The organism is Providencia sp. LY12 (genome assembly GCF_057621555.1).
Genome location: NZ_CM172594.1, coordinates 1,404,949 through 1,429,793, shown reverse-complemented (window position 1 = coordinate 1,429,793; position 24,845 = coordinate 1,404,949). Strand labels below are relative to the sequence as shown.

28 protein-coding genes are annotated in these 24,845 nt (G+C 40.6%); 16 read left to right on the top strand and 12 right to left on the bottom strand.

Annotation, left to right across the window (positions count from 1 at the left end; translation table 11 throughout):
• Positions 1-9: 9 nt before the first annotated feature.
• The 4 genes from ACY3ZI_RS06545 to ACY3ZI_RS06530 form a co-directional block, all read right to left on the bottom strand.
• Positions 10-189, bottom strand: a complete 180-nt coding sequence (locus ACY3ZI_RS06545; protein WP_487376581.1) for a DUF4222 domain-containing protein — start codon at positions 187-189, stop codon at positions 10-12.
• Entirely contained in the window at positions 179-355 is a 177-nt protein-coding gene (locus ACY3ZI_RS06540) for a hypothetical protein (RefSeq protein WP_487376576.1), read from the bottom strand. The genes ACY3ZI_RS06545 and ACY3ZI_RS06540 overlap by 11 nt, the downstream gene beginning before the upstream one ends.
• Before the next feature lie 83 nt (positions 356-438).
• Complete coding sequence (locus ACY3ZI_RS06535) at positions 439-732, bottom strand: phage regulatory CII family protein (protein ID WP_487376571.1); 294 nt, start codon at positions 730-732, stop codon at positions 439-441.
• 214 nt (positions 733-946) lie between these two features.
• The gene (locus ACY3ZI_RS06530; protein WP_006657725.1) at positions 947-1,168 is read right to left on the bottom strand and encodes a helix-turn-helix domain-containing protein; all 222 of its coding nucleotides are present in this window, start codon (positions 1,166-1,168) and stop codon (positions 947-949) included.
• Positions 1,169-1,209: 41 nt separating this feature from the next.
• On the opposite strand from ACY3ZI_RS06530, the gene ACY3ZI_RS06525 reads away from it, so the two are divergent.
• The 3 genes from ACY3ZI_RS06525 to ACY3ZI_RS06515 all read left to right on the top strand — a co-directional run bounded on the left by ACY3ZI_RS06525 (position 1,210) and on the right by ACY3ZI_RS06515 (position 2,955).
• The gene (locus ACY3ZI_RS06525; protein WP_487376564.1) at positions 1,210-1,872 is read left to right on the top strand and encodes a helix-turn-helix domain-containing protein; all 663 of its coding nucleotides are present in this window, start codon (positions 1,210-1,212) and stop codon (positions 1,870-1,872) included.
• A 350-nt stretch (positions 1,873-2,222) separates the two neighbouring features.
• Entirely contained in the window at positions 2,223-2,453 is a 231-nt protein-coding gene (locus ACY3ZI_RS06520) for a hypothetical protein (RefSeq protein WP_487376561.1), read from the top strand.
• A 28-nt stretch (positions 2,454-2,481) separates the two neighbouring features.
• A complete protein-coding gene (locus ACY3ZI_RS06515) occupies positions 2,482-2,955 on the top strand; it encodes a hypothetical protein (RefSeq protein ID WP_487376559.1) in 474 nt (157 codons plus the stop codon).
• Here ACY3ZI_RS06515 and ACY3ZI_RS06510 read toward each other — a convergent pair.
• Positions 2,879-3,370: an ECs1072 family phage-associated protein gene (locus tag ACY3ZI_RS06510; RefSeq protein WP_487376557.1), complete on the bottom strand. Its 492-nt coding sequence runs from the start codon at positions 3,368-3,370 to the stop codon at positions 2,879-2,881. The two genes, ACY3ZI_RS06515 and ACY3ZI_RS06510, sit on opposite strands and share 77 nt — an antisense overlap.
• A 139-nt stretch (positions 3,371-3,509) precedes the next feature.
• On the opposite strand from ACY3ZI_RS06510, the gene csrA reads away from it, so the two are divergent.
• The 6 genes from csrA to cspD all read left to right on the top strand — a co-directional run bounded on the left by csrA (position 3,510) and on the right by cspD (position 7,875).
• Positions 3,510-3,695: a carbon storage regulator CsrA gene (gene csrA, locus ACY3ZI_RS06505; protein WP_487376554.1), complete on the top strand. Its 186-nt coding sequence runs from the start codon at positions 3,510-3,512 to the stop codon at positions 3,693-3,695.
• Between the two features lie 195 nt (positions 3,696-3,890).
• Positions 3,891-4,262, top strand: a complete 372-nt coding sequence (locus ACY3ZI_RS06500) for a hypothetical protein (protein WP_112860229.1) — start codon at positions 3,891-3,893, stop codon at positions 4,260-4,262.
• Positions 4,263-4,323: 61 nt separating this feature from the next.
• Positions 4,324-5,151 carry a YfdQ family protein gene (locus tag ACY3ZI_RS06495; RefSeq protein WP_487376552.1) on the top strand — a complete coding sequence of 276 codons (828 nt, stop codon included), beginning with the start codon at positions 4,324-4,326 and terminating at the stop codon, positions 5,149-5,151.
• An 841-nt stretch (positions 5,152-5,992) separates the two neighbouring features.
• Positions 5,993-6,229, top strand: a complete 237-nt coding sequence (locus ACY3ZI_RS06490) for a hypothetical protein (RefSeq protein ID WP_006662242.1) — start codon at positions 5,993-5,995, stop codon at positions 6,227-6,229.
• Complete coding sequence (locus ACY3ZI_RS06485) at positions 6,219-7,352, top strand: phage integrase Arm DNA-binding domain-containing protein (protein WP_487376550.1); 1,134 nt, start codon at positions 6,219-6,221, stop codon at positions 7,350-7,352. The genes ACY3ZI_RS06490 and ACY3ZI_RS06485 overlap by 11 nt, the downstream gene beginning before the upstream one ends.
• Positions 7,353-7,641: 289 nt before the next feature.
• On the top strand, positions 7,642-7,875 hold the full coding sequence (gene cspD / locus ACY3ZI_RS06480; protein WP_036951850.1) for a cold shock domain-containing protein CspD: 234 nt from the start codon (positions 7,642-7,644) through the stop codon (positions 7,873-7,875).
• Positions 7,876-7,978: 103 nt separating this feature from the next.
• On the opposite strand, the gene ACY3ZI_RS06475 is transcribed toward cspD, so the two are convergent.
• From ACY3ZI_RS06475 to ACY3ZI_RS06445, 7 genes are all read right to left on the bottom strand, one after another.
• On the bottom strand, positions 7,979-8,914 hold the full coding sequence (locus ACY3ZI_RS06475; protein WP_108478965.1) for a DUF1177 domain-containing protein: 936 nt from the start codon (positions 8,912-8,914) through the stop codon (positions 7,979-7,981).
• Positions 8,915-9,136: 222 nt separating this feature from the next.
• On the bottom strand, positions 9,137-9,883 hold the full coding sequence (locus tag ACY3ZI_RS06470; RefSeq protein WP_036983690.1) for an IclR family transcriptional regulator: 747 nt from the start codon (positions 9,881-9,883) through the stop codon (positions 9,137-9,139).
• Positions 9,880-10,713, bottom strand: coding sequence for a nitrilase-related carbon-nitrogen hydrolase (locus ACY3ZI_RS06465; RefSeq protein WP_211885023.1), 834 nt, complete (start codon positions 10,711-10,713; stop codon positions 9,880-9,882). The genes ACY3ZI_RS06470 and ACY3ZI_RS06465 overlap by 4 nt, the downstream gene beginning before the upstream one ends.
• A 10-nt stretch (positions 10,714-10,723) precedes the next feature.
• Positions 10,724-12,070 carry a purine-cytosine permease family protein gene (locus ACY3ZI_RS06460; RefSeq protein ID WP_036951857.1) on the bottom strand — a complete coding sequence of 449 codons (1,347 nt, stop codon included), beginning with the start codon at positions 12,068-12,070 and terminating at the stop codon, positions 10,724-10,726.
• A gap of 463 nt (positions 12,071-12,533) precedes the next feature.
• A complete protein-coding gene (macB, locus tag ACY3ZI_RS06455) occupies positions 12,534-14,477 on the bottom strand; it encodes a macrolide ABC transporter ATP-binding protein/permease MacB (RefSeq protein ID WP_487377463.1) in 1,944 nt (647 codons plus the stop codon).
• Between the two features lie 2 nt (positions 14,478-14,479).
• Positions 14,480-15,589, bottom strand: coding sequence for a macrolide transporter subunit MacA (macA, locus tag ACY3ZI_RS06450; protein WP_211885022.1), 1,110 nt, complete (start codon positions 15,587-15,589; stop codon positions 14,480-14,482).
• A gap of 108 nt (positions 15,590-15,697) precedes the next feature.
• Complete coding sequence (locus tag ACY3ZI_RS06445; RefSeq protein WP_036951861.1) at positions 15,698-17,362, bottom strand: ATP-dependent nuclease; 1,665 nt, start codon at positions 17,360-17,362, stop codon at positions 15,698-15,700.
• A gap of 428 nt (positions 17,363-17,790) precedes the next feature.
• Here ACY3ZI_RS06445 and ACY3ZI_RS06440 point away from each other — a divergent pair, with 428 nt between their 5' ends.
• The 7 genes from ACY3ZI_RS06440 (at position 17,791) to ACY3ZI_RS06410 (ending at position 24,826) form a co-directional block, all read left to right on the top strand.
• Positions 17,791-18,690 carry a LysO family transporter gene (locus ACY3ZI_RS06440; RefSeq protein WP_036951864.1) on the top strand — a complete coding sequence of 300 codons (900 nt, stop codon included), beginning with the start codon at positions 17,791-17,793 and terminating at the stop codon, positions 18,688-18,690.
• Between the two features lie 51 nt (positions 18,691-18,741).
• Positions 18,742-20,223 (top strand): DUF2867 domain-containing protein, encoded by a 1,482-nt coding sequence (locus tag ACY3ZI_RS06435; protein ID WP_132494437.1) that lies wholly within the window; start codon positions 18,742-18,744, stop codon positions 20,221-20,223.
• 99 nt (positions 20,224-20,322) lie between these two features.
• A complete protein-coding gene (artP, locus tag ACY3ZI_RS06430) occupies positions 20,323-21,051 on the top strand; it encodes an arginine ABC transporter ATP-binding protein ArtP (RefSeq protein ID WP_036951870.1) in 729 nt (242 codons plus the stop codon).
• 36 nt (positions 21,052-21,087) lie between these two features.
• Positions 21,088-21,831: an arginine ABC transporter substrate-binding protein gene (gene artJ / locus ACY3ZI_RS06425; RefSeq protein ID WP_036951873.1), complete on the top strand. Its 744-nt coding sequence runs from the start codon at positions 21,088-21,090 to the stop codon at positions 21,829-21,831.
• Between the two features lie 12 nt (positions 21,832-21,843).
• Positions 21,844-22,584, top strand: coding sequence for an arginine ABC transporter permease ArtQ (artQ, locus tag ACY3ZI_RS06420; RefSeq protein ID WP_036951876.1), 741 nt, complete (start codon positions 21,844-21,846; stop codon positions 22,582-22,584).
• Complete coding sequence (gene artM, locus ACY3ZI_RS06415; RefSeq protein ID WP_211885021.1) at positions 22,581-23,249, top strand: arginine ABC transporter permease ArtM; 669 nt, start codon at positions 22,581-22,583, stop codon at positions 23,247-23,249. The genes artQ and artM overlap by 4 nt, the downstream gene beginning before the upstream one ends.
• A gap of 176 nt (positions 23,250-23,425) precedes the next feature.
• Entirely contained in the window at positions 23,426-24,826 is a 1,401-nt protein-coding gene (locus ACY3ZI_RS06410) for a hypothetical protein (protein ID WP_487376544.1), read from the top strand.
• Positions 24,827-24,845: the final 19 nt, after the last annotated feature.

The window sequence follows — 24,845 nt, the reverse complement described above, 5'->3', positions numbered from 1 at the left end:
ACTTGCTACCTACTCGACTCTTGTGAATTCAGCTTGAAATTTATATAGCGGGACAAAGCACTCATGCTCATAGCCTTCTCGCATATAGATGACCCGTTGTTTCTCTCTGTCATAACGAATAACTCGAACAGGAATACCTCGTCTGTCACGATAAATACGATTGAGGTTATTGGGGTCTTCATTGGACATGAGCCTCTCTCCCGCTATTTGAATTAAAATCATCTACTAACCAGCGCATAAACTGGTAGTTGGTTTCTTCATAGCCATTTGGTAATTTAATCTCATAGACGAAACGACCATTACGCAATGAAACACGTACTTGCGGATGACTCGTTAAATTTGCTAAACTGCTCATGCTAGTTACTCCACACAAGTTGTTATTAGCAACCGACGCTCGGGACCGCATATCCTGAGCGTCACCCTTTCCAGCGTTACTCATCATTTAGTCACCCCATAAACTGTTTTTAATGACTCAATAAACCCAGCGGCATAACCAAATACTTTTGCTGACTTGCGATCTATCGCCTTAATCTCATCATCAGTAAGGACGCCGTCAGAAATGCTGTTTTGAATCAATATGGATAACGCGCCTTGCATTGCGCCAAGGTTCATTCGTATTTCAAATAACTCAACCGTATCTAGGCTCTCTGGTACAGCCTTTGTTGCAGGCACGATTGAATGACGTTCCATGTGATAGCCCACCAGCAACTTAGTGCCGGATAATTCTTCCATTGCTTCCAAATCATCATTTTCAAAGAAACGACAGCCATTTTTTCATACAGATTGTTGTTGAATGTGGTTTCGCTCATACCTAAAGCAGCTGCCATTGCAGAACGACCACCAGGCATTGCCTTGCACATTTGTTTAACGACTTCTTTTAGTGTTTGTTTGCACATATCTACAATTCCGTTGTTTTGTTTGTAGTTAACTCTGTTAGTTGGTTTTGTTATTGTTTGCCTGTTCCAATTAATTCATAAAGGTCCGGCCTTATTTCATGAGGTAAAACTGCATTGTTGGTAGCTTTCACAATAGACATAACCAATCTTGCATCTACACCGCCACCATGAAGCCATCGCCAAACCGTCGGCTGGCTCACGCCACACAGGTCAGCTAATTTTTTTTGCCCCCCAGCAATATCAATTGCTTTTTGAATTGCTTTGTTTTTCATTTTTTAACCCTTTTAGTATTGTCGTGAGATAAATAATAGCAATGAGTATTAATTTATACAATAGCAATGAGAATTTGATTTTTAATACGCATGACTATAAATTCGCATTCATGAAAACGACACTGTCTGAACGCCTCCAAGAGGCTATGAAATATAGGGGCAATATGACGCAAGGTGCTTTAGCTGAAGCATCGGGTGTTGCTCAGCCCACAATCTGGCGCTTAGTGAATGGAAAAGCTAAAGGATCGGTAAAATTAGTTGATATAGCTAATGCTCTTGGCGTGAATGTTGATTGGCTGGCAAATGGCATCGGCGAAATGGAAGGCCCTAATAGCGAACAAAAGTTTAGACTAGATAAATCTCTTAACATTTCAGTTTGGGATGAGTCTGGCGAAACTGATGATTTCGTTATATCCCCTATGGGTAAGCCATTATCATCTTATCGTGCGTATGTACTGAGCCGCAATACGGGGTGCGCTGAGGCACCGAACGGAAGTATTGCTATCGTAGATACTGAGATAACACCAGGAACGGGGGATCTGGTGATAGCACAGGTTAACAATTCTATTTCTGTATATAAATTTTTAGATGGTGGTAGTCACGGCTTCCTATCAGTTGATGATAACAGAGTGCCATTAATTGAGTTATCCTCTGCACAATTTATCGGTGTTGTCGTCTTTCTTGTTCGTGATTTCAGAAGGTAGCTTGTTTTTTCTTTTTGACTAACAAGCACCTCTCTATACTCACCAACCCCATTCCTCACCAAAACTATCACCATCGTCTCATTCCTCTCGAATATAACATTATAGCTTTTGGTTGCTCACTGTATATTTATACAGTAAATTGTTTTATACTTTATATTCTCAGGTAAAATTTGCAAGAATTATTCTATGTTAATTCCAATACCCTTTCGTATTTTTATGAAAATGAAAAAATAATCTCTTAGATTTCATTATCATACGCATCGCACCAAAATATATAGAATATACCTATTGCTATATTTAATACTTATTGCTATATTTACCTTATCGATACAAACGACTAGGTGGGTACAATGCAAACTAATTCAAATGAACCAATCGTAACTTTTAGTGTGCCAATGTCGCAGGAAGATGCACAGGCGTGGATTCTTCAAAAAGCTGCTGAATTCAATACGCTGGAGTCGCTTAAGGCTAAACAAGCTCAGTTAGAACAAGATAAAGTCGAACTGCAGCGCAAAATTGAAAAGCTCGATGATGAAATTTTCGAGCAGTCCGAACGCTGTAAAGTCACTATTAGTGCTTAATTAAATTTAAATGTGTGGGGTATTAGGTATGAGTGACGAAGATAATTTAGATGGTGAGCAATGGATTATTACATATGAGGGCGATAATTTTTTATTTAAAAGATTATTTAACGGAAAAGTTCTAGAGAGCTACTTCCCCGTTAAGCGTGATAAGGCAACATTATATGCTGCTGCTATTGTGAATGATTTTGAACCACCAAAGAACCTTAAAGTACCCGAAAAAACACTTGATTATGGAAAGTGTTTAAACACCCAAGAAGTTGCACCAAAAGAACCTGTTATTATCGCTAACGGTTACTCAGAAGATGAAATATTCAAATGGATGAGAGAAAAAGTAAACGCCCATACAAATCGCCAAATGGCAATAAAGCAACTTGAATTACTAGAAAAGGGTCGGGCATCTTATGAGGATGATATACGCAGAGCTACTCAACAATCTGCATTAACGCTCTCTGACCCATTATCGGATCCCATTCGTCATAAAGGTAATCATCAAAACTGAAATTAGCGTTTTGATAATTTAACTGGGTTAAGTAGCCCTGTAAATAACTAGGAAGGCGATCAAAAGAGAATTCATCATTAATTGAAAATAAAGTATCTTTAAATGATAACTTCTCAATCACAGATATATGCCAATGGTGTTTACTTAAAATTAAATGAATAAGGGCGCTTTCTCCATTCAATGGATTAAATATATTGGCAAATTTCTGACGATATTCGTGAAGTATGACATTTAATGTCAGTAAGCATAATGCTCTGTTGTTAACTTTTAATGTGTATTCTACTGAAGCTAGAGGTTTTACGTTCCGAACCCTAACTACATTATTTTTAATCTCGGAGAAGAGATTGCTTAAAGTTGATGAGGTAATTGGTTTTATGTCTGTAATGAATGGTATCAAATATTGACTTTGAGTCATTTGTATTTCCTTCTTTCTGCTGGGGTAAGGGAAATATAGCAAAGTTCCTTCTGTTGGGGAATAGCAGGAACCACAGCCGCCTGATGTGGCTAAGTTAGCTCAGGCATCTCATTAACGTGTGGAGTGATGGAGTATAGGAATGCTAATTTTAACTCGTCGTGAAGGTGAATCGCTGAATATCGGTGATGATATTAAAGTCACTGTTCTGGGTATTAAAGGTAACCAAGTGCGGATTGGTATTGAAGCACCAAAAGATACAAGTATTCACCGCGAAGAAATCTATCTCCGGATCCAAGCTGAAAATAATAATGCCAGTGCTAGTTAGTAGTTATTGATAATTTTGGTGGCGACCTGAATCTTCCAAACTATGAGGATGATGATAATGTTCTGTTCAGTAGCCACCCTTTTTTTACATCACACATAAGACCGCTGATATTTAATCAGTTCATACGGGTAAATATGTCTAATCAATATTAGCGGTCTTATCTGTGGAGTAATAACCTTTAATGAGGATCAACTCATGAGTGAAAGTAAAAAAACAAATGTACCGGAATTCCTTGGGGAATTAGATGGTGGTGTATTTGAAAATAAAGTTTCCGCTGTATTAAATGATGTTGCATTAGGTGTTTTAAATAACGGTGGAAAAGGGAAAGTTATTATTGAAATGGATATTTCCCGCTTGAATAACTCAATTGAAGAAAAGCGAGTTATGATTTCCCATAAACTTAAGTTTGCTGCACCAACGCCTCGCGGCAAGCGCTCTGAAGAAGATACCACCGAAACACCGATGTATGTCAATAAAGGCGGTAAACTTTCAGTTATGCAAGAAGATCAGGGGCAATTATTCGCTATCAATGGCGATCCTGATGGGAAATTAAGACAAGTTAATTAATTTCTTTTTTTATTTAAATACCAATCTTTAAAAATACTTTATTAAATAAGTAGGAGCTTTTATGTCTCAATTAAATGGTGATGCTATTTCTCAAATTACAGAACTAGCTATTTCTGGTATTCGTTTAGGTGCTGTAGAAAATATGCCTTGCCCTGCTGTTGCCAAACCTGACGGGCTTGAAATTGTTAATCTAGAGAAATACCAAGTAGGACGTTATCGCTTCCGTGGAGCATTAAGAACCACCAGCATTAGCGATTTCGTTAAATATAGTATTGGTTATTCTGATGCAGATGGTGTTCGTTGTTTTATCGATGCTGAAGATATGAGTGCAAAAACTATCTTTAACATTGGTACGATTGCAAAACCTGGTCACGCAGATAACTCCGCTGTTATTGGACTGAAAAAGACATCACCTTTTACAGCCGTTCTATCCATTAATGGTCGCAAGCAAGGACAAAAAGAACTTGCCGAGTGGCTGGAAGATTGGCGCGAATTCTTATTAGCGTTCGATGCTGAAGGCAATGTTTTAGATATCAAGCAGGCTATTGGTGCTGTACGTCGAATTACCATCGAATCAAGTCGTTCATCTGATCATGAAGATAGTGATTTTTCAGCTAAACGTTCAGTTATGGAAAATGTAGAAGCGAAAAGCAAAGATATTATGCCTGCCGCTTTCGAATTTAAATGTACTCCTTACGAAGAATTGCAAGAACGTGCAATTAAGCTTCGCTATAGCATTTTAACTTCACACGACACTCCTACTTTAGTGCTTCGTATTGTTCAACTCGAAAATTTAGAAGAACAAATAGCACAAGAATTCCGTGATCTACTTGCTTCTAAATTCGAAGGTTCTCAGATCGAAACATTCATTGGGAATTTTTCAGCTTAATTAATTTATGTGCCACTGATCTGGTGGCGCTATTTCTCAATGAAGAAGCTACTAACGACGAAATAGACGATTTAATCGAAGAAGAAATTTCAAACTGGAGTTAAAGCTCAGTGTCGGGATATAAAAAAACCGCCATCTAGGGGTTATTAGATGGCGGTAAAGATTGCTTAGGTATTTCTACTTTCTCTATAAAAGCAATTTAATCATAGTTCATAACATGGATTTAACAAAAAAGTTAGATAAAAAATGCCGACGCATGGGGGCATCGGCAATATGCTCAAAAGAAACTATTTAAAGGACGCTCCATTTTAAATGAGCTAAATAGAGATTACATCTAATCCACTCTAAATATAAGTGAATTTTCAGTGAAATATTTTACTCGATAGGATTAGCGTAATAGCGTAATAGCGTAATAGCGTAATAAATGAATATGAAATTAAAAAAATGCCGACACATCGGTATCGGCAATAAAATAATGCGAGCTAATGTACTTCTCCAAATAATAAGCACTCAGAATATACACCTGAATTAACTGATACTTAACTCAATTTTAAGTGAAATTTTTTGCTCGATAGGATTAAATTTAAACAGTGAAGAGAAATAAATATGAAGGTTGAGCAATCTCAAGTCACTAAGCTAGTAATAACAAATGTGAATAATCATGACCCTAGGAAAGTTATTATCTGTGGTTATGACTACGATCTATATAACGGCCAACTCTCGAGCTGGCGAAAAGAGGTAAAGACAACTGCAGCAAATGGACACGCAGGTTCAGTAAAGCGTACCGAGTGTTTGTGGTTGAATTTTTAATCTGCATGCGGGCAGATATGTGGAGATAATTATGTCTAGAATGGTATCTCTAGAAGCATGGGCAAAACTGGAATTCGGTGATGATGCGCCCAGCAAGCAAGTGTTATTGAAGTATGCGAAAGCGAACATGATGGTACCACCAGCCTTAAAAGTTGGTAAGAAATGGATGGTAGATCGTGATTCCCGCTGGGTGGGTATTGTTTCAAAACCTCAATTACCGAATTGCTCAAACGATAAACTTCAAAGGATATTATCTGATGGCAGCTAGACCCCGCGCTCATAAAATCACTATTCCAAATTTGTATCGGAAGTTAGATAAACGAAACGGAAAGGTTTATTGGCAATATAAACACCCGTTAACAGGTAGGTTTCATAGCCTCGGCACGGACGCCGAGGAAGCCGAGCAAGTAGCAGCTCAAGCAAATGTGATCATAGCTGAACAGCAAACAAAACAAATACTCAGTATCAATGACAGGCTTTCAAATATTAAAAATAAGAAAATTGGCATTAGCGTGTCCAATTGGATTGATAAATATTTAGAAATACAGCAAGAACGAATGGACCAAGGCGAGTTAAAACTAAACTCATATAAGCAAAAAATTAAGCCGCTAAATTTATTTAAACAGCATTGTGGGATGATGTCCTTAAAAGATATAACTGCGCTTGAAGTCGTTAAAATAACAGACGAAGTAAAGGCACTCGGACATAACCGAATGGCTCAAGTAGTCAGATCCGTGATTGTTGATGTGTTTAAAGAGGCTCAGCATGTTGGCCATGTTCCACCAGGGTATAACCCTGCTCTTGCAACCAAGAAACCTAGAAGCAAAGTGAAGCGAGAGCGCTTATCGCTGGATGAATGGAAGGCTATCTATCAGCAAGCAGCTATGCACCCTCATTACTTACAGCATGGGATGCTATTAGCTCTAATTACAGGGCAGCGCCTTGGTGATATCACAAAAATGAAATTCTCGGATGTTTGGGATGGAATGTTGCACATTGAGCAAGAAAAAACAGGGACGAAAATTGCCATCCCATTAACGCTGAAGTGTGATGCTATAGAAATGACGCTTGGTGATGTGATCTCCATGTGTAGGGATCTTGTTGTTAGCCCTTACCTACTTCACCATCGCCATTCTATTGCTAGGGGTAAAAAAGGCGGGGCAATATCAAATACCTCATTAACGGCCGCGTTTAAAAATGCACGTAATAAATGTGGAATTACTTGGTCGAAAGGTGCTGAACCAACCTTTCATGAACAACGTTCTCTTTCTGAAAGGATATATCGAGAACAAGGATTGGATACTCAAAGATTGTTAGGTCACAGGTCGAAAGTAATGACCGATAATTACAACGATGATCGCGGTAAAGAGTGGAAAATTGTCGTAATTTAAAGACTCAAATTTTTAAATGTTTTGGGGAGTATTTTTGGTGGGATTTTGGGGAAGAAAATAATTGCTTATAAAACAAACATAAACACCATAATACTCCTTATGCGTTTAATCATAATAAGAAAATCGATATTTTAATAAATCAATATATACAATAAGTTAAAAACAGATAAAAAACATTATCGAAATAAAACATTAATTTAATTTACGTGTAATAAAAAACTCTTCTGGTATACATATGCATTTTATGCATGTATATAAACAGTCAGTAGCAAACTTGAAGGACAGAAATATGAATACAGGTACGGTTAAGTGGTTCAATAATGCCAAAGGTTTTGGTTTTATTTGCCCAGAAGATGGCGGAGATGATGTATTTGCACATTATTCCACAATCCAGATGGATGGTTACCGGACACTCAAAGCGGGTCAAAAGGTCAGCTACACGCTTATGATTGACGGACCTAAAGGCGCGCATGCTACCGCCATTATCCCAATTATCGAAAGTGGTGAAGCGAAAACAGAATAAGCTAGGGTAATAGAGCACAGTTAATTATTTTTAAGGGGTAAATAATTAACTGTGGCTATTCCAAATTAACGACGTTCTAAATTAAGACAGTCTAAAACAAATATTATTGTTCATCCGTTGCCTGCAAATGATGCATATCACCATACAATTCAGTTAATAACTGATATTGCTCTTCATCATAGAACGCGCATTGCCCTTCACCGAAAGCTTTTGCGACTTCAATCATAAATTTCACAGTCGCAGCAATGTCTACTTCATGGCTGGCTCCCGTTGAACAACCCGGTACAACAGTTTCAGTGCAAATGGCGACACCAACAACCGGAACCGTCGTTGAAACTGCTGGTTGCATAATACTATTGAGGTGATGAAGCCCATTGCCATAAGGCGTGATATCTTGGATAGATAGCGGGAAAGTCACTGCATTTTGTCCGCTACTCCACTCCATTAAACGCAATAGATCCTCAGAAACAGGTAGGATATACCCCGATTTAACCGTCGGTGATAGCGCATAACCCTTATGGTTAATTAAGCGATTTCCTTTGGTGGTATCCACCGATAAAATTGCATCAGCTTCAGGGATCCCTTCATGAAGATTCATCGTTGCGTCTTCAAGGGGGGAATCCATAAAATCGACGGGTGTATGCGGACGAGTTGGTGCATTTGGACAGATATGCGTTGTAATGATCACATCCCCCTGTAATGCATCTCCTCTTTGCTGCATTTCAGCCAATTTTAATCCCGTTGTGATGGCAGCAATTGCGCCATCCGCATCAGAAACAACCCCAATGCGCGAAGGCCTGGCTCCCAATCCACCTAAACGCCCGATGATCCCTAACGTTGGTGCATTCTTACCTTGGGACTTGCCTTGTAAACCCGGAATGGTGATTCTGACGAAATCGCTTTGGCCTTTTTGATCGACAACCGTCGTTGAAATGACTTGAACTGAGGGGAAATCCTGGAACAACTGAACAACATCATGCCCACTAACATTCGCACAATCGAGCAGCTCATAAACGCACAAAGTTTGCTTTAGAGTCATTGTACTTCCTTTAATTCTAATTATTTTTTTTAGAGTTTTAGAGTAAACGGGCACCAAAAGAGCACCCGTTTACTCTGAATACCCCTTAACTAAAGACAAAGGGTATATTTCCTGATGAAGGCGTATTCACGCACTTTGAATGGTATTTAATTATTATTTACTGCAACTACTCATTACTGAACTTTTACTACTGATACTGCTGGATATCACAAGGTTTTTTGACTACTTGGTACTACGCTCTAACCAATAAGGATCCCCAACCATACATCCTAGGTAAGAAGCCTTACGGTAAAGATCTTGGGACAACTGCACGATAATCTCATCGGTCATTTGCGACGCAGGGAGACTCAAACACAACGCATACAACGTATTTTGTGAAGGGTCATATACTGTACTGGATACAGAAGCGACACCGGCAACTGACTCATTGACTGAAAACTCCCAACCTCGTTCAGTGATCACGCTAATGCGCTCATTTAAACTAGCTCGAGACTCTTCAGGCTCTAAATTAATTAAGTTTATGCGCTCATTTATCGGCAAACGTGCTAATAATGCGCGTCCCGTTGATGTGCCACCAATAGGTAAACGCGTTCCCGGCTGCGTAACCACTTGCAGCATGCTGTTACCAATTCGTGCATGAACAACACGGACTTTATCTTCATCTAACGCAGATACATAACTGGTAAACCCCGTATCTTTCGTCAAACTGTCTAATGCTTCTAACGCCATATCAATTAAATGGTTCATGCCACGAGCTCGGTGGGCAATCTCCATAATCAACAAACCTGGACGATAAATCGGCGCGTTATTTTTCTTTTCGAGTAAACCAAGTTCTGCCATTTGCTTTAACAGACGTGAGGCAGAGCTTTTCGGCATCGATAATTCATTGACCAACGTGGTGACCGTTAGCTCATTACCTGAGCGTAAAAATAGGCGATACACGTCGACAACACTTGTTAAAATACTCATACCTGAGTTTCCTGCACTAGCAAGCCATAATCCAGAGGCTTTCTATCTCTTAAATAAGGCACACTTAAACGCGTATGCGCCTGAAGACGAAAATCAATCTCACCAACTAACAACTGTTCTTGTTCGCAAGATGCCTCACACAAAACTTGCCCACGCGGGCCCATAATTTTACTGCCGCCAAATAGGTGTAAATCTTCTTCATGCCCCCAGCGATTTACCGCTAGAAGATGCGTGCCATTTTCTAAAGCACGACACGCTGTATTAATATCCCACATATCGCGGTCTTGAATACACCAGGCAGAAGGCGCAATCAGTAACTCAGCGCCTTGTAAAGTGAGGATCCGCGCTACTTCAGGGAAGCCCATGTCGTAGCAAATCATCACACCAATTTTACCGATTGGCGTATCAAACACGGGGAAAGTATCCCCGTTTTTGAACCACTGTTTTTCAATACCAAACGCATGAACCTTACGAAATACACCGCTGATATTTTCACAGCCAGGATTCCATACGCCCACTGAGTTATACACTTCGCCTAGACGGCTACCGCGTTCGGCAAATCCCGCTACAATCGTGATATCTAAGCGGGAAGCCAATTGACTAAACATACGATATGTTTCGCTGCCGTCAAAATCGCTGAGATCCCATAATTGAGTAGATAACAGATCACCACGATAACCGGTTGTGGCTAGCTCAGGGAAACAGATAAGTTTCGCCCCTTGCGATGCCGCTTGTTCGCACAATTGCGCCATGCGTTGCAAATTACCTGTCTTATTTCCTAGCTCAGAATCGAACTGAGCTAGCGCAACTTTAACTCGGTTATCAGTCATCCATTTGCCCTCAATCTAAATGAGAAACTTGGCGGAAGTGAATGCCTTTTTCGCCTCGGAATGCCGCTAATAAGCGCATACCAATCCAATAAGCCACCGCACCAACCAGCAAAGAGTTCAACGCTGGAACGCCAATATCTGCACCAAAAGGTCCTAGAGCAGAGGTTCCCCAGCCAACAACGACCGCACAGCACCATGCCACTAAAGTTACTGGGTTATACGCTTCACAACGCGTTGGTAAAATGCCTTGTTCTCGGGTGATATCCAGCTCTTTTCTGTCACGTTTTAACAAGTAATAATCGACAACCATAATACCCGCGACAGGCGGAATCGAAATACCAAGATAAATTAAGAAACTAATAAAGTTATCTAAAATGCCTAACATGGAAGCCACGGTACCAAAAATACCAATAATCCATGTTAAATAACGGCGGTCAAAACGCTTATTAAAAATAGCGTTCAACAGTGTGGAGAAGCCGAGTGATGAAGAGTAGAGATTGATATCATTCATTTTAATTGTTGAGAAGATAACAATCGATGCACCTAGCAACCCAGTTAACGCCATCATCAAATCAAAAACTTGGCTTGTGCGTAATGCTAAAGCCATTAATACCGCTATCATGTTGACGAAAAGCTCGCCACAGAATGTACCAATCAACGTCATCCAGAACACATCTTTCGGCTTATGCATAAAGCGACTGATGTCTGGTGTTGTTACAGCAGAGATGATAAAACCACCCGCAACCATCGTAATTGCAGCTGGCATTGTCATTAAAGGCCCGGCAGGTTCAGTGGCATTAATTAATAAACTAATGTCCTGTCCCGATAATAAATTATAAGTAGCCCAACCTAGTGCGAATAAAAATAGCGGTGTTGAAATATTCGCGGTAATAGATAAAAAGCGATACCCATATACCGTAATAATTGTCACCGCAATGCCTGTAATAAGCGACCAGGTCCCTGGTGTTAGCACGTTAGTCGCTTTATACATACCATCCGCGAAGAAACCATTTTGGACACCGAACCAACCCATTAAGGAGATAGCAATGGCTCCTCCAATTAATGCCGATCCTAGTTTTCCAAAACCAGACCACCGAGACAGTAGACTGATTGACATTCCTTCACGGCAAGCTGCCGCTCCGAGACCCCAACTGACGACCTGTAAAATTACAGAACCGAGCATTGTTGCCCAAAACGCCTGCCAAAACGTTAATCCATAACCAAGCGCTGCACCTAGCATCACTTGCGAAACGCAAGCGAGTGAACCGATACGGAGGATCAACACTTCATAAAACGGTCGACGAGCACTTTGCGGTACCCGCGCCAGAGAATAATCTTCACCTGCTTTATTTGCCATTTTTTATCCTGCTGTGTATGAGTCTTTACTTGTGATTTTTTGGCTTTTCGCTAAAGTTCCATTTAACGGAACCAGGTTTCATTTATTCTACAAGACGAATAATATCCACGATCGGTACTAAATCGCAAGTAGAATTTACCTTTTTGATAGCTTTTTTATTATCGGTTATTTAAATGGGAGGAGAAATAGGAGGGGGTAAAAACAAAATAAGCTGTAAATTAATAGGTTAAAAAACCCACATTTGATTAGAGAAATTTCACAAAATGAGTGTTCATCGATAGATAATTCTAATTTAGACACGCAAATATAGAGTAAATTATCTTTTCATTGCCGTTAATCTCACAAAATATTCGACCTAAACAGCTATTCACTAATTATTTTATCTAATAAATTGCCTTATTAGTGAGAAAAAAGTTGTAGAGATCCCCCTCTACAACTTTTCAAATAATCACTGATGGATAAATTACTCTCTTGCTAATGCATCAATCGGATTTAATCTCGCCGCATTTCTCGCGGGTAGGAAACCAAAAATAATCCCAATCGCCGTTGAACAGGCAAATGCACTGACAAGTGCAATTGGATCAAATGCAAATGTCCAGCCTGGCAGCGCCATTTGAGCAATCAGACTGACGCCATAAGATAAGCCAATTCCCATTAAGCCACCGATAAGACACACTAACACCGCCTCAATAAGAAATTGCTGCATCACATCCATCGTACGAGCACCAACCGCCATACGAATACCAATTTCACGGGTTCTTTCTGTCACAGACACCAACATAATATTCATCACTCCAATCCCCCCAACCACAAGGGAAATTACGGCGACTAAAGTCAAAAAGAGCTGCATAGTTTGGGTGGTTTTTTCCGCTGTTTTGACCAATGTATCAATATTATAGGTAAAAATATCCTTCTTACCGTGACGCAAAGTCAGCAAACGGGTCAGTTGCTGCTCAGCCACTTTCGCATCAATGCCATCCTTCACTCTAACCACAATGCTGTCATAGTAAGAACGGTTAATCAGCTTACTGTTAATTGTCGTGTCGGGTAAAAACACTTCTAGGCTTTTACTGGAACCAAAAATTGACTTTTGTTCTCCTAATACACCAATGACAGTGGCGGGCATATTTCCGATGAGCAATGTCTCACCCACGACATTCTGTTTGTTCGGAAAAAATCGTCGTTTCGTATTACCGTCAATCACAACTACAGGCGCACGCCGATCAAGCATATCCTGAGTAAATCCCATCCCTTCAGCGAATTTATTACCATAAACTTGGAAATAACCTACCCCCACTCCTGCGACTCGAGCCACCGCATCTAAATTCCCTTTACGTAATCGAGCAGAGGTATCAATGGAGCCAGTCACCGACTGAACATAAGGCTGCTGAGCAATGGCAGAAATATCGGAGGCTTTCAACGCTTGGCGATTTTCTGGGTCATCGCTGCCAAAATCTTTTCCGGGATACACCGAAATTGTATTGGTACCAATCGATTTAATATCATTCAATACCATCCCTTTGGCCGCATCGCCAATTACCATGATGGATACCACTGAGGCAATACCAATCACAATTCCCAGCATCGTCAGCAAGGTGCGCATTTTATTCACTACCATCGCGCGCCACGCCATCAATAAAGCTTCACTGAATCGGCTAATCCATTGCCCTAATGGATTTTTCTTCATCGCGACTTTTGCCGGGAACTCAACTTTCTTCGTTACTAACACACCAGAATCATTGATGATTTCGCCATCTTTGATTTCAACGATCCGCTCTGCTTGCTGCGCGACTTTCGGGTCATGGGTAACGATGATCACCGTATGCCCTTGGGCACAAAGATCTTTTAAGATCTTCATGACCTCTTCCCCTGAATGGCTATCCAGCGCCCCCGTCGGCTCATCCGCCAAAATAACCTGTCCGCCATTCATCAGAGCGCGAGCAATACTGACCCTTTGTTGCTGCCCCCCCGACAATTGGCTTGGGCGATAATGAACTCGTTCACCTAAGCCTAAACGTTGAAGTAATTGCTCTGCCCGTTCCTGTCGCTGAGACTTGCCTGCTCCGGCATAAATAGCGGGGATCTCAACATTTTGCTCCGCACTCAAATGGCTCAGTAAGTGATAACGCTGGAAGATAAACCCAAAATGTTCACGTCGTAATTGTGCCAATTGGTCATTATTCAATGTCGCAATATTTTGACCTGCAACGAAATATTCCCCTGATGAGGGTTTATCCAAGCATCCCAAAATATTCATCAACGTCGATTTTCCCGACCCTGACGCACCAATAATCGCCACCATTTCACCGGCATTTATTTTCAACGAAACATCTTTGAGTACGGTGATCTCCTGCTCACCCGCAGGATAGCGCCGCGTAATATTATGCAGCTCCAGTAAAGTCGTCATCATTACAATTCCGTATCGCTGCTGCGACCGACGATGACCTTATCCCCTTCTTGCAACCCTTTAATCACTTCCACTGAAACATCGTTACGACTGCCAATTTCAATGTTTCTCTTTTGCGGTATCCCATCATTCAAAACTTCCACTTCATAAACTTGCGGAGTGACTTCGTTTCCTAAAGCGAGTAACGGAAGGAGCAGCACATTTTTATGGGATTCAAGCTCAATCACTACCTGTGCAGTCATTTGTAGCTTTAAAAGATGTTGAGGGTTTGGCACTTCAAAACGGGCATAGTAGAAAATTGCATCGTTAATCTTTTCAGGGGTCGGTAGGATATCTTTCAGTTTTCCCGCGAATTTTTTATCTGGGGCGCCTAACACTGTAAAAGATGCACTTTGTCCCGGCTCAAGGTAGATAACATCCGCTTCGGAAACTTCTGCTTTGACCAACATTGTATCCAAATCAGCTAACGTTAAAATCGTTGGTGCCTCTTGAGCTGCAATCACCGTTTGCCCTTGTAATGTCTTGATAAACGTCACAATACCATCCATTGGCGCTGTAATTTGGGTGTACTTCAGATTCGTTTTTGCAGTATCTAAAGAGGCGCGATTACGTTTAATCTGCGACTGATACGTGGCCACCTTCGCTTTATTCACTTCCACATCGGTTCTGGCTTTATCCAGCTCTTGCTGAGCCACCGCTTGTACTTTTGATAGGCTTAAATGACGTTGATAAGTCACTTGCGCAAGCTTTAATTCAGCCTGAGCCAATGCTAAATTGGATTCTAATTCATGGATAGTTTCTTGAGATTCAGTGACTTCGTTTTGCGCTTTTTGCGGATCAATAACGGCGAGCAGATCGCCTTTTTTAACAGTATCACCTTCTTTAACGTACAGTGTTTGCAGTTGACCGCTAACCTGCGCCCCCACATCTACTTTACGTACAGCATCTAATTTACCCGTCGCCATAACCCGCTTATCGAGGTCACCACGAGTCACATCAACCGTTTGGTAGCTCTCTGGCTGCTGGTTACCAAGAAAAAACCATGCGGTCGCCAGCGCCGCGAGTAGGACAAATATGCCATAAATCCATTTTTTTCTTGATGCTGCCTTCATTAACGCTGTTCCTATTTTCAATCAGAGGGCCGCCCCTCTCTTGAAAATAAGATAGCTGAATAATTATCACTCTTCACTAAACAGATTTAAGATTAACTGCAATTTATATTAATACGCCTTACCGCGTGCCAACCATGCGACTCTTGAGAACATATTTCTCAGAGCTAATGGTACAGCTTCAGGGCCTAATTCAGCGGCACGGTTTACTGTCGCCAGCGCTAAGTCAGGTTTTGACGTCCGTGCAATCGCTTTTAAAATCACGCGGCGAGTGGATACTCGAGCATTTTCAGGAATTTCTGCAATTTCATGGTACAAACCTTGAAACCCTTCGCGATACAAAAAATGTTCCATATCCGGTGCAGGCAACATGGTTAACCGGTCTCTATCTGGCGAATTAATTTTGTTGGCGTAATGCGTCGCCGTTGCGGCATATTTTCGCCCTGCTTCATCCCCATCAGTTAATACATGCCATTCAATGCCCATTTTATTGGCAAATTTTAATAAAGGTTTTAAGCCACTTTGTGCAAAGGCAATTACCTTAATGCCTTCTGTTTCGAAGAAATAATTACACTGCCTCGCAAATTCACTCATTAGCCAAATTTCCGTTTCACCTTCAACCAGTAGCCAACAACGGGCAAATAATGCGGAAGGTCGATTAAAACGAATATGGAAAGAGATTTTACGTAACTCTTCGGCACTTAAATCCTGAGGATTCAAACGATATGCAGACACTTTATTGGTATCACGGACGAGTCGGCATAAGCTATCAATTGGCGCTTGGGAAAGTAAGTCACCAGAATTGGTTGTGGTGATCCGCTGCAAGGAGAATAAACTAAACAGCCCCCACGCAATAGACAACATAATCGGGTGTAACCGTGTTTCAGGGTCTTCCACAATAATAATTGGGCGAGCATGTTTATCCAGCTCAATATTCCCTTTAGATTGCAGTAACGATGAAAACATCCCTAAGATAATCAGGCGAATATTACGTTGATTCGGCTTCGCTATTAATCGGTTAATATTATCCAATGCCTGCCACCCCCGCTTACGAGGCTCGATACTAATCATTGGATTATCCGTTTTCACCATATGACCGCTTTTCCCTGAAAAATAGTGGCTCAACAATTGCTGCATCGCGTCCACCCCATCTTCAAGGTCATTATCACTTAAGCGTTCAGGATTATTCACCAGCGCCATCGTCAATTCTTTAATCTGATGATTAAAGTTTTCACGGAAATTGTTGCTTCCGCTGACTATCGTCTCGGGGTTTATACTATTTAAGAAACGCGCATCTCGTAAGCGAATTACGGGATATAAACGGACAATTTCTTTAATATACTTACCCACATTATCAAGGGATAATTTATTACCCCCAGAATTTAAGAAGCACTTATCTACCGTAACGCTGTTATCATCTTTTAGCTCCGCACTTACTCGGAATAAAATATGTTTTAAGTCATCCCCATTATCGACCCAAACAGAAGCTAGATTTTGGAAACGATAAGAATGATGGCGACCAGGACGACTCTCACAGAACTTTAAGACAATCTGCAAAGTACGAAAACGTGTTTCATCATCCCCTGTAGGATGGTGAAAATCATTAGCTGTGAATTGGTATTCGCGATGTTCGGGAGAGAGCAAAATATCTAAGGCATCGAGTAAACTTGATTTCCCCCATGAGTTTTCCCCGATGAGAACGGTATTATTATTAAGTTCTAAAGAAAGTCGGTTGATCCCTCTAAATCCGTATATTTCCACACGTTCCAGATACATATCTCTCTCCTTGCTATCGAAAACTGAGTTTGATTGTAACATCTTGACCACTCAAGGATCCGTGAAACAACCTGAACTATCTCAAATAAAAGCTTACTCATTAAGCCAATTAATTACTATACGAGTCAACACAGTACAAAAAAAACACGTTGCGATACATGTCCCTGTATTGAGCTTATTTAGTTGGTGATATAGGATGTTTATGCTTTATTTTCCAGCATTTTTCTCCTATTTTTAGTTAATCAGCCATTGAAAAATATTTATCACCTGCGTGATATTTAGCATCACAGGCTAAATTTATTCATGTTTCGATAGCAATGTTCATGAATGTTTAAATATAATCTGTTGTTTATATTGGCATAAATTTATATTGGCATAAATTAGTGTAGTTAATGCAGTAAAACAAAATGAAATAAAAGGGCACTAACATGTATTCAGGCTTGCTGATTATTCTTTTACCTCTGTTTCTGGGTTACTTGATACCTATAAAAAATAAAAATGTTCTTCATCGAGTTCATCAGTCTTTAAATTCGATGGTGTACGTCATTTTATTTTTAATGGGTATTACCCTTGCTTTGCTTGAAAACCTCAGCGCACATTTAGTGTCCATCTTAATTTATGCCCTGACCTTCTTCGCCTGCATTTTTGGCCTCAATGCGCTTTCTTTAATTCTCCTGGATAAACTTGATCCGTGGAAAGTCCCACAGCACAAGCAAGAAAAGCCCCCTTCACGTATCAAAATGGTATTTGAATCCTTGCAGCTGTGTGGTGTCTTACTCATTGGCTTTTTAGTAGGATTAACGGGGTTTAAATTCTTACATTATGCGGATAAAGGCAGCCAAGTGGCGCTAATGTTGCTGCTGTTACTGGTTGGGGTACAACTGCGTAATAGTGGCATGCATATTCGACAGATTTTAATTAACCGCCGAGGAACAACGATTGCCTTAGTCATGGGGGTTAGCGCCCTTATCGGTGGGGCAGCCGCAGCCTTTTTCCTTGGGCTTCCTATCAAAATGGGGTTAGCTATCGCCTCTGGATTCGGTTGGTATTCACTTACCGGTATCTTAATTACCGATGCTTATGGTCCTGTGATGGGCAGCGCCGCATTTTTTAATGATCTGTTGCGAGAATTAACTGCCATCATGTTGATTCCATTAATCATTAATCGCTATCGTTCTACTGCATTGGGAATTTGTGGCTCTACGTCTATGGACTTTACTTTGCCAGTATTGCAGCGTAGTGGTGGCGTGTCGATTGTCCCCGCGGCTATCGTTCACGGCTTCGTTTTAAGTCTAATTACGCCAATCCTTATGGCCTTCTTTACATAAGTAGAATTTCAGTCACAATAGCCGTTAATTTAGGTATCACAGGAAATTAACATGACGGGTAAACAACGAGTTTTAGTACTAGGTGCAAGTGGCTATATTGGGCAAAATTTAATTCCTAAATTATTGGAAGAAGGTCATGAAGTCACTGCCGCCGCCCGACGTGTAGACTGGATGCTATCCCAAGGTTGGTCGGATACTCGCTGTATCTATGTGGATTTACACCAGCCTGAAACCCTGAAAAATATCATGGACGAGGTGGATATTGTTTACTTCCTCGTTCATAGCATGGCGGATCAAGCCAATCTTATTGAACGTGAACGTGAAGCGGCACGCAATGTACAAAATGCGCTGCAAGGCTCTAACGTCAAGCAGGTGATTTATCTCAGCGCACTGCAACATGGGCATACTTATTCCCCGCATTTAATTGCCAGACGCTTAACAGGGGAGATTCTGCGCGAAAGTGGTATTCCTGTGACTGAAATTCGCGCATCCATAATTGTTGGTTCAGGTTCTGCGGCCTTCGAAATTATGCGCGATATGGTATATAACCTCGCCATTTTGACGCCGCCTCGTTGGGTACGTTCAAAATCATCCCCGATTGCCCTTGAAAATATCCTGTATTACCTCACCCAGTTAGCCCAACTTCCCGTGACAGAAAGTCGAGTGTTAGATGCGGGAGGTCCTGAATATATAAGCTACCAAGAGCTCTTCAAGCGCTTTATTAAAGTCTCAGGAAAGCGTCGCTTGTTAATTCCAATTCCGATCCCTGTCAGCATGATCTCCGTGCACTTTATTAGCTTGATAACTTCAGTGCCGCCGACTATTGCCAAAGAGTTGATCCAAGGCTTACAACACGATCTGCCTGCGGACGATAAACTCATTCGCGAGCTTATCCCGCAAACGCTGATTTCATTTGATGATGCAGTCAGAACCACATTAGCGGAAGAAGCCAGTGCCATTGATAACTCTGATTGGGGTTACGATCCCGAGGTGAGAAAACGCTGGCGACCAGGTTACGGCTACTACCCTAAACAAGCGGGTTTTACTTTTAGCACCACCGCATCCACTGAATCGCTCTGGCATACCGTACAGCAAATTGGTGGAAAAGAAGGCTATTTTTACGCCAATATCCTTTGGAAAACACGCGCCATTATGGACGATATGATGTTGAATAAAGTCAAATATGGCAGACCTGATCGTGACACCTTACAGGTTGGTGATGAAGTTGATGGTTGGCGAGTCATTAATATGGAACCAAATAAACAACTTAGCTTACTTTTTGGTATGAAAGCACCAGGTTTAGGTCGATTAACTTTCACTATTCATGATAGTGGAAACCTACGCTCCATTGATGTTCGTGCATGGTGGCACCCAGCGGGTTTCAGCGGATTACTCTATTGGTTTGCGATGATGCCAGCGCATCTGTTCATCTTTAAAGGCATGGCTAAGCGTATTAGTGAATTGGCTATTCAACGGGACAAAAAGCTTGTGACAGCACCGATAGTGGAAGATAGCTCCAATAAGCCAGAATAAATTTAGCGTAAAAAACCAAATTTTTATGCATAAAACATTGCATAAATATGCTTACAGGATTAATATCGCGGGTAGTTAATTTAGATATTATTGGTAAGCATGAGCATTCAATTAAAAAACATAAACTGTTTCTACGGTAACCATCAGGCACTCTTTGATATCAACTTAGAGTGCTCTGCTGGTGAAACCATGGTATTACTCGGGCCAAGTGGCGCAGGTAAAAGCTCCTTACTGCGCGTACTGAACCTGCTAGAAATGCCTCGTTCAGGTCAACTCAATGTTGCCAACCATACTTTTGATTTTGCCAAAACACCAGATGCGAAAGCCATTCGCGATCTGCGCCAAAATGTAGGCATGGTTTTCCAACAATATAATCTCTGGCCTCACTTAAGTGTGATGGATAACCTGATTGAAGCGCCATGCCGCGTTTTGAAGCTATCCAAACAGCAAGCACAAGAAAAAGCCGCTAAGCTGTTAGAGCGCTTACGTTTATCGCAATTTGCTGACCGTTATCCCCTGCATTTATCCGGTGGACAGCAACAACGTGTCGCGATTGCTCGTGCCTTGATGATGGAACCTCAAGTTCTGTTATTTGATGAGCCAACAGCCGCACTTGACCCTGAAATTACAGCGCAAGTGGTGGATATTATTCGTGAACTTTCAGCAACGGGGATCACCCAAGTTATAGTGACCCATGAAGTTGAAATTGCCCGTAAAACCGCAAGCCGTGTGGTCTATATGGAAAACGGTCATATTGTAGAGCAAGGAGATGCTAGCCACTTCGCTGCACCTCAAACCGAAGCATTTGCAAATTATCTATCCCATTAATAGATTCTGTCCCACTAATAGATATAGGATTAAGCAATGAAAAAATTATTATTAGCTACATTATTAGGCGCTGTAACCCTATCTGCGGCGGCGGCGGAAAAAGAGACCATCCGTTTTGCAACTGAAGCAACTTACGCCCCGTTTGAAATGTTTGATAAAAACAACCAAATCGTAGGTTTTGACGTGGATCTGGCAAATGCAATGTGTGAAAAAATGAATGCAACCTGCACATTCACACACCAATCTTTTGATAGCTTAATTCCAAGCCTGAAATTCCGTCGCTTTGAAGCGTTAATGGCGGGTATCGATATTACCCCTGAGCGTCAACAACAAGTGGATTTCACCGAAACTTACTATCCGAACTCCGCTGAGTTTATTGCAGTAAAAGATAAGATTACTGCCGTTGACCAGTTAAAAGGTAAAAAAATCGGGGTACAAAACGGTACCACACACCAGAAATACATTCTGGAACAACATAAAGATATGACGGTTGTCCCTTATGATAACTACCAATCTGCCATTTTAGATCTGCAAAACGGTCGTATTAATGCGGTATTCGGTGACACAGCTGTTGCTGATGAGTGGTTAAAAGCGAAAGGTAATGAAAACTTAGCCGCTGTGGGCGACAAAGTGACCGATCCACAATATTTTGGTATTGGTTTAGGTATCGCTGTTCGTAAAGGCAACAAAGAGTTGCTGGATAAGATGAACAAAGCCTTATCTGAAGTTAAAGCCGATGGCACCTACGATGCTATCCATAAAAAATGGTTTCAACAGTAGTCGATATAATTAATGAATGATTTATTCTTTTTAGCAAGTGCCGCCGGTATTACCGTCGGCCTTGCCGTTTTAGCGCTAGTCCTTGGATTGGTTCTCGCAATGCTATTTACCGCGTGGGAATCTGTTCGGTTCAAACCTCTCGCCTTTTTAGGAACCTGCTGGGTCACGCTTATCCGTGGTTTACCTGAACTACTGGTGGTGCTGTTTGTCTATTTTGGAACCCTCCAGCTTATTAACCTGTTAGGTGATGGTATCGCCATTAACTTAGGTTTCTGGCAAGGTACTTTCCAAATTGACCCGAGCATTTTCTTTGCTGATAGCGGCGAATTTGACTACACACCATTCTTCTGTGGTGTAGTTGCGCTCGCGCTGTTATATGCATCTTACGCCTCCCAGACCTTGCGTGGTGCCTTGAAAGCCGTACCTTATGGTCAATGGGAAGCGGGATTAGCACTTGGATTAAGCAAACGCACCATTTTCTTTCGCTATATCATGCCACAAATGTGGCGCCATGCCCTTCCAGGCTTAGGTAACCAATGGTTAGTGTTACTCAAAGATACCGCGTTAGTCTCCTTAATTAGTGTCAATGACTTAATGCTACAAACCAAAACCATTGTGAACCGTACCCATGAACCATTTACTTGGTACGCTATTGTGGGTCTGATTTACCTCGCTATCACCCTCTTAAGCCAATTGGTGCTAAAACGTATTGAACTACGCACCACGCGTTTTGAACGGAGTGATGCGAAATGATCGATTTAATTCTGCAAATATTACCGGGATTACCGACCAGCTTGTCGCTGACCTTCAGTGCATTATTAGTGGCTTTTATCTTAGCCATCTTCTTTACGCTGATCTTATCCCTCAAAACTCCCGTCGTTTCACAAGCGGTTAAAGCATATATCACCCTATTTACGGGTACGCCGTTATTGGTGCAATTCTTCTTGATTTATAATGGTCCAAGCCAATTTAAGTCACTACAAGATTACCCAATGCTATGGGAATTTATTTCGACACCATGGGTTTGTGCGATGGTAGCGCTGGCATTAAACAGTGCGGCCTATTCCACCCTGTTATTCCACGGTGCGGTAAAAGCCATTCCATCCGGCCAGTGGCAATCTTGTCAAGCGCTCGGGATGAGTAAACTGCAAACCATGCGGATTATTCTACCTTATGCATTTAAACGCTCGCTTTCGTCCTATTCCAACGAAGTGGTGCTGATTTTCAAAAGTACCTCTCTCGCCAGTACCATTACGATGCTGGATATTATGGGCTACAGTAGCCAAGTATTTGGACAGACATGGGATGTGATGGCGTTTGTCGCGGCAGGGATTATCTATCTTGTGGTGAATGCGATTCTGACATTAATTATGCGTCTGATTGAGCGTAAAGCACTGGCTTTTGAACATCGTAGCTAAAAATTAACAGATTGTTTTTAAATGAAAAAGCTTGGCCTTATGCCAAGCTTTTTTGTATGAAAAACATACATAACCAATCATTTCTATATATTATATTGTTTTTTGAAAGATAGACCTTTTTTGTATTGGTAGCATGAATCATTGCAAAATTATACTGATTAAATAAGGCTATCGAGATGATTACACACTCTAAATTTTCCGTTCCCTTTCAACAAGAACCTATTGTTAATTACATAGCAACAAATATCCCCGATCTATTTCAGAATAAGCTTATCAAAGTATCAAATATTAGTCCTATTCAAGCGGGTATTTGCTCCGGTCTTTCCAACTATTTTATGATGTATGAAAGTCATAATCTTGGTTCCCAATATATCAAAAAACTTAGTGACGCATTTCATATCATATCGAGTCAAGAGCATCCCAAAAACACGCTGGATAAATATGTTTTAAATTCCACTAAAAAATTTAAAATGGCTGAATTTAACACTTTGATTTATCAAGCTATCAATGAGCAAGCCGACTACATAAATTCACTTGAATTAAATAAACTCGCATTGGACATTAATAATATCTCTGTCAGAGATATTTACCCGCAAGAAGACAATGTTAGATATTTAAATAAGCTACTAAAATCAGGTGAAATTAATAGAAGGTTAAATATGCCTGATACATTCCTCATTAACTATAATTTCCCTGCTAATTTAGCTTTTTTTATAGACAAAATACTGGATAGAAACTGTTCCAGCAGCTTGCATTTATCCCAGGAAGAAATAGTGCCAATAAGAGAAAAATTGACCCATAAAATACCGTTAACAACCAATGATGCCCATTTAATTTTGACTGCCTTTTTAAAATTTGAAGTAGACAAAATGAGTCTAATTTCTGTTGATAGACGAATTCGTGCAGGGTTAATCAACAATGATGCTCAACCACTGGAAAACAGACAAAATACCAATCATTATGGCGAGTTAAAAACACTAGCTGATATAGAAATGGATATTGGTGAATCAATAAAAAGCAAAGGTTATTATTACTCTCTCGTAGAAACAATCGACCACTGTATGGCTATTTCTGCCAAAAGCAATAGCAAGAAAGTAATATATACATTTTTTGATCCAAACAATGGCATTCTATTTGATGAAGATAGCTACAGCTTTTTCAAGCAATTATCCCAATTTTTCGATGAATTTAGTACCAATGATCAAACTGAACATTCTTATGCTGGTCATGTATTACTTAACGTCCGCATAATTGATAAAATAGCCAACAGCCAAAACAAACTTAGCTTACCTGAATTTTCTGATGAAGATATTCAAACTAATATAAAAAATGTACTCATAAAAAATAAAGTAAATATAGTATTACCCAATAATTTCAAAATAAAACTGAAAAGCCATGACTTAATAAGTAATATAACCAAAATCACCATTTATAAGGGGCTAAAAAAATGGAATATCGATTCAAATGAAACTGACGTTAAAAAAATGATTTCAACTATTACTGAAAAACTCTCATTAATAAAAAACACAAAAGGTAATTTATCTATTGATAAATATGGAGAAATTCATAATAGATAGGCGTAAACCTATCTATTTT

What these genes read in the sequence shown, in the direction of transcription:
- ACY3ZI_RS06410 (WP_487376544.1), top strand. Translation starts at nt 23,426, where the DNA reads ATGATTACACACTCTAAATTTTCCGTTCCCTTTCAACAAGAACCTATT.
- artQ (WP_036951876.1), top strand. Translation starts at nt 21,844, where the DNA reads ATGAATGATTTATTCTTTTTAGCAAGTGCCGCCGGTATTACCGTCGGC.
- ACY3ZI_RS06530 (WP_006657725.1), bottom strand. Translation starts at nt 1,168, where the DNA reads ATGAAAAACAAAGCAATTCAAAAAGCAATTGATATTGCTGGGGGGCAA.
- macB (WP_487377463.1), bottom strand. Translation starts at nt 14,477, where the DNA reads ATGACGACTTTACTGGAGCTGCATAATATTACGCGGCGCTATCCTGCG.
- ACY3ZI_RS06445 (WP_036951861.1), bottom strand. Translation starts at nt 17,362, where the DNA reads ATGTATCTGGAACGTGTGGAAATATACGGATTTAGAGGGATCAACCGA.
- cspD (WP_036951850.1), top strand. Translation starts at nt 7,642, where the DNA reads ATGAATACAGGTACGGTTAAGTGGTTCAATAATGCCAAAGGTTTTGGT.
- ACY3ZI_RS06490 (WP_006662242.1), top strand. Translation starts at nt 5,993, where the DNA reads ATGTCTAGAATGGTATCTCTAGAAGCATGGGCAAAACTGGAATTCGGT.
- ACY3ZI_RS06465 (WP_211885023.1), bottom strand. Translation starts at nt 10,713, where the DNA reads ATGACTGATAACCGAGTTAAAGTTGCGCTAGCTCAGTTCGATTCTGAG.
- ACY3ZI_RS06500 (WP_112860229.1), top strand. Translation starts at nt 3,891, where the DNA reads ATGAGTGAAAGTAAAAAAACAAATGTACCGGAATTCCTTGGGGAATTA.
- ACY3ZI_RS06545 (WP_487376581.1), bottom strand. Translation starts at nt 189, where the DNA reads ATGTCCAATGAAGACCCCAATAACCTCAATCGTATTTATCGTGACAGA.
- ACY3ZI_RS06510 (WP_487376557.1), bottom strand. Translation starts at nt 3,370, where the DNA reads ATGACTCAAAGTCAATATTTGATACCATTCATTACAGACATAAAACCA.
- ACY3ZI_RS06485 (WP_487376550.1), top strand. Translation starts at nt 6,219, where the DNA reads ATGGCAGCTAGACCCCGCGCTCATAAAATCACTATTCCAAATTTGTAT.
- ACY3ZI_RS06475 (WP_108478965.1), bottom strand. Translation starts at nt 8,914, where the DNA reads ATGACTCTAAAGCAAACTTTGTGCGTTTATGAGCTGCTCGATTGTGCG.
- ACY3ZI_RS06540 (WP_487376576.1), bottom strand. Translation starts at nt 355, where the DNA reads ATGAGCAGTTTAGCAAATTTAACGAGTCATCCGCAAGTACGTGTTTCA.
- ACY3ZI_RS06520 (WP_487376561.1), top strand. Translation starts at nt 2,223, where the DNA reads ATGCAAACTAATTCAAATGAACCAATCGTAACTTTTAGTGTGCCAATG.
- artM (WP_211885021.1), top strand. Translation starts at nt 22,581, where the DNA reads ATGATCGATTTAATTCTGCAAATATTACCGGGATTACCGACCAGCTTG.
- ACY3ZI_RS06470 (WP_036983690.1), bottom strand. Translation starts at nt 9,883, where the DNA reads ATGAGTATTTTAACAAGTGTTGTCGACGTGTATCGCCTATTTTTACGC.
- ACY3ZI_RS06460 (WP_036951857.1), bottom strand. Translation starts at nt 12,070, where the DNA reads ATGGCAAATAAAGCAGGTGAAGATTATTCTCTGGCGCGGGTACCGCAA.
- csrA (WP_487376554.1), top strand. Translation starts at nt 3,510, where the DNA reads ATGCTAATTTTAACTCGTCGTGAAGGTGAATCGCTGAATATCGGTGAT.
- ACY3ZI_RS06515 (WP_487376559.1), top strand. Translation starts at nt 2,482, where the DNA reads ATGAGTGACGAAGATAATTTAGATGGTGAGCAATGGATTATTACATAT.
- macA (WP_211885022.1), bottom strand. Translation starts at nt 15,589, where the DNA reads ATGAAGGCAGCATCAAGAAAAAAATGGATTTATGGCATATTTGTCCTA.
- ACY3ZI_RS06535 (WP_487376571.1), bottom strand. Translation starts at nt 732, where the DNA reads ATGGAAGAATTATCCGGCACTAAGTTGCTGGTGGGCTATCACATGGAA.
- ACY3ZI_RS06435 (WP_132494437.1), top strand. Translation starts at nt 18,742, where the DNA reads ATGACGGGTAAACAACGAGTTTTAGTACTAGGTGCAAGTGGCTATATT.
- ACY3ZI_RS06495 (WP_487376552.1), top strand. Translation starts at nt 4,324, where the DNA reads ATGTCTCAATTAAATGGTGATGCTATTTCTCAAATTACAGAACTAGCT.
- ACY3ZI_RS06440 (WP_036951864.1), top strand. Translation starts at nt 17,791, where the DNA reads ATGTATTCAGGCTTGCTGATTATTCTTTTACCTCTGTTTCTGGGTTAC.
- artJ (WP_036951873.1), top strand. Translation starts at nt 21,088, where the DNA reads ATGAAAAAATTATTATTAGCTACATTATTAGGCGCTGTAACCCTATCT.
- artP (WP_036951870.1), top strand. Translation starts at nt 20,323, where the DNA reads ATGAGCATTCAATTAAAAAACATAAACTGTTTCTACGGTAACCATCAG.
- ACY3ZI_RS06525 (WP_487376564.1), top strand. Translation starts at nt 1,210, where the DNA reads ATGAGTATTAATTTATACAATAGCAATGAGAATTTGATTTTTAATACG.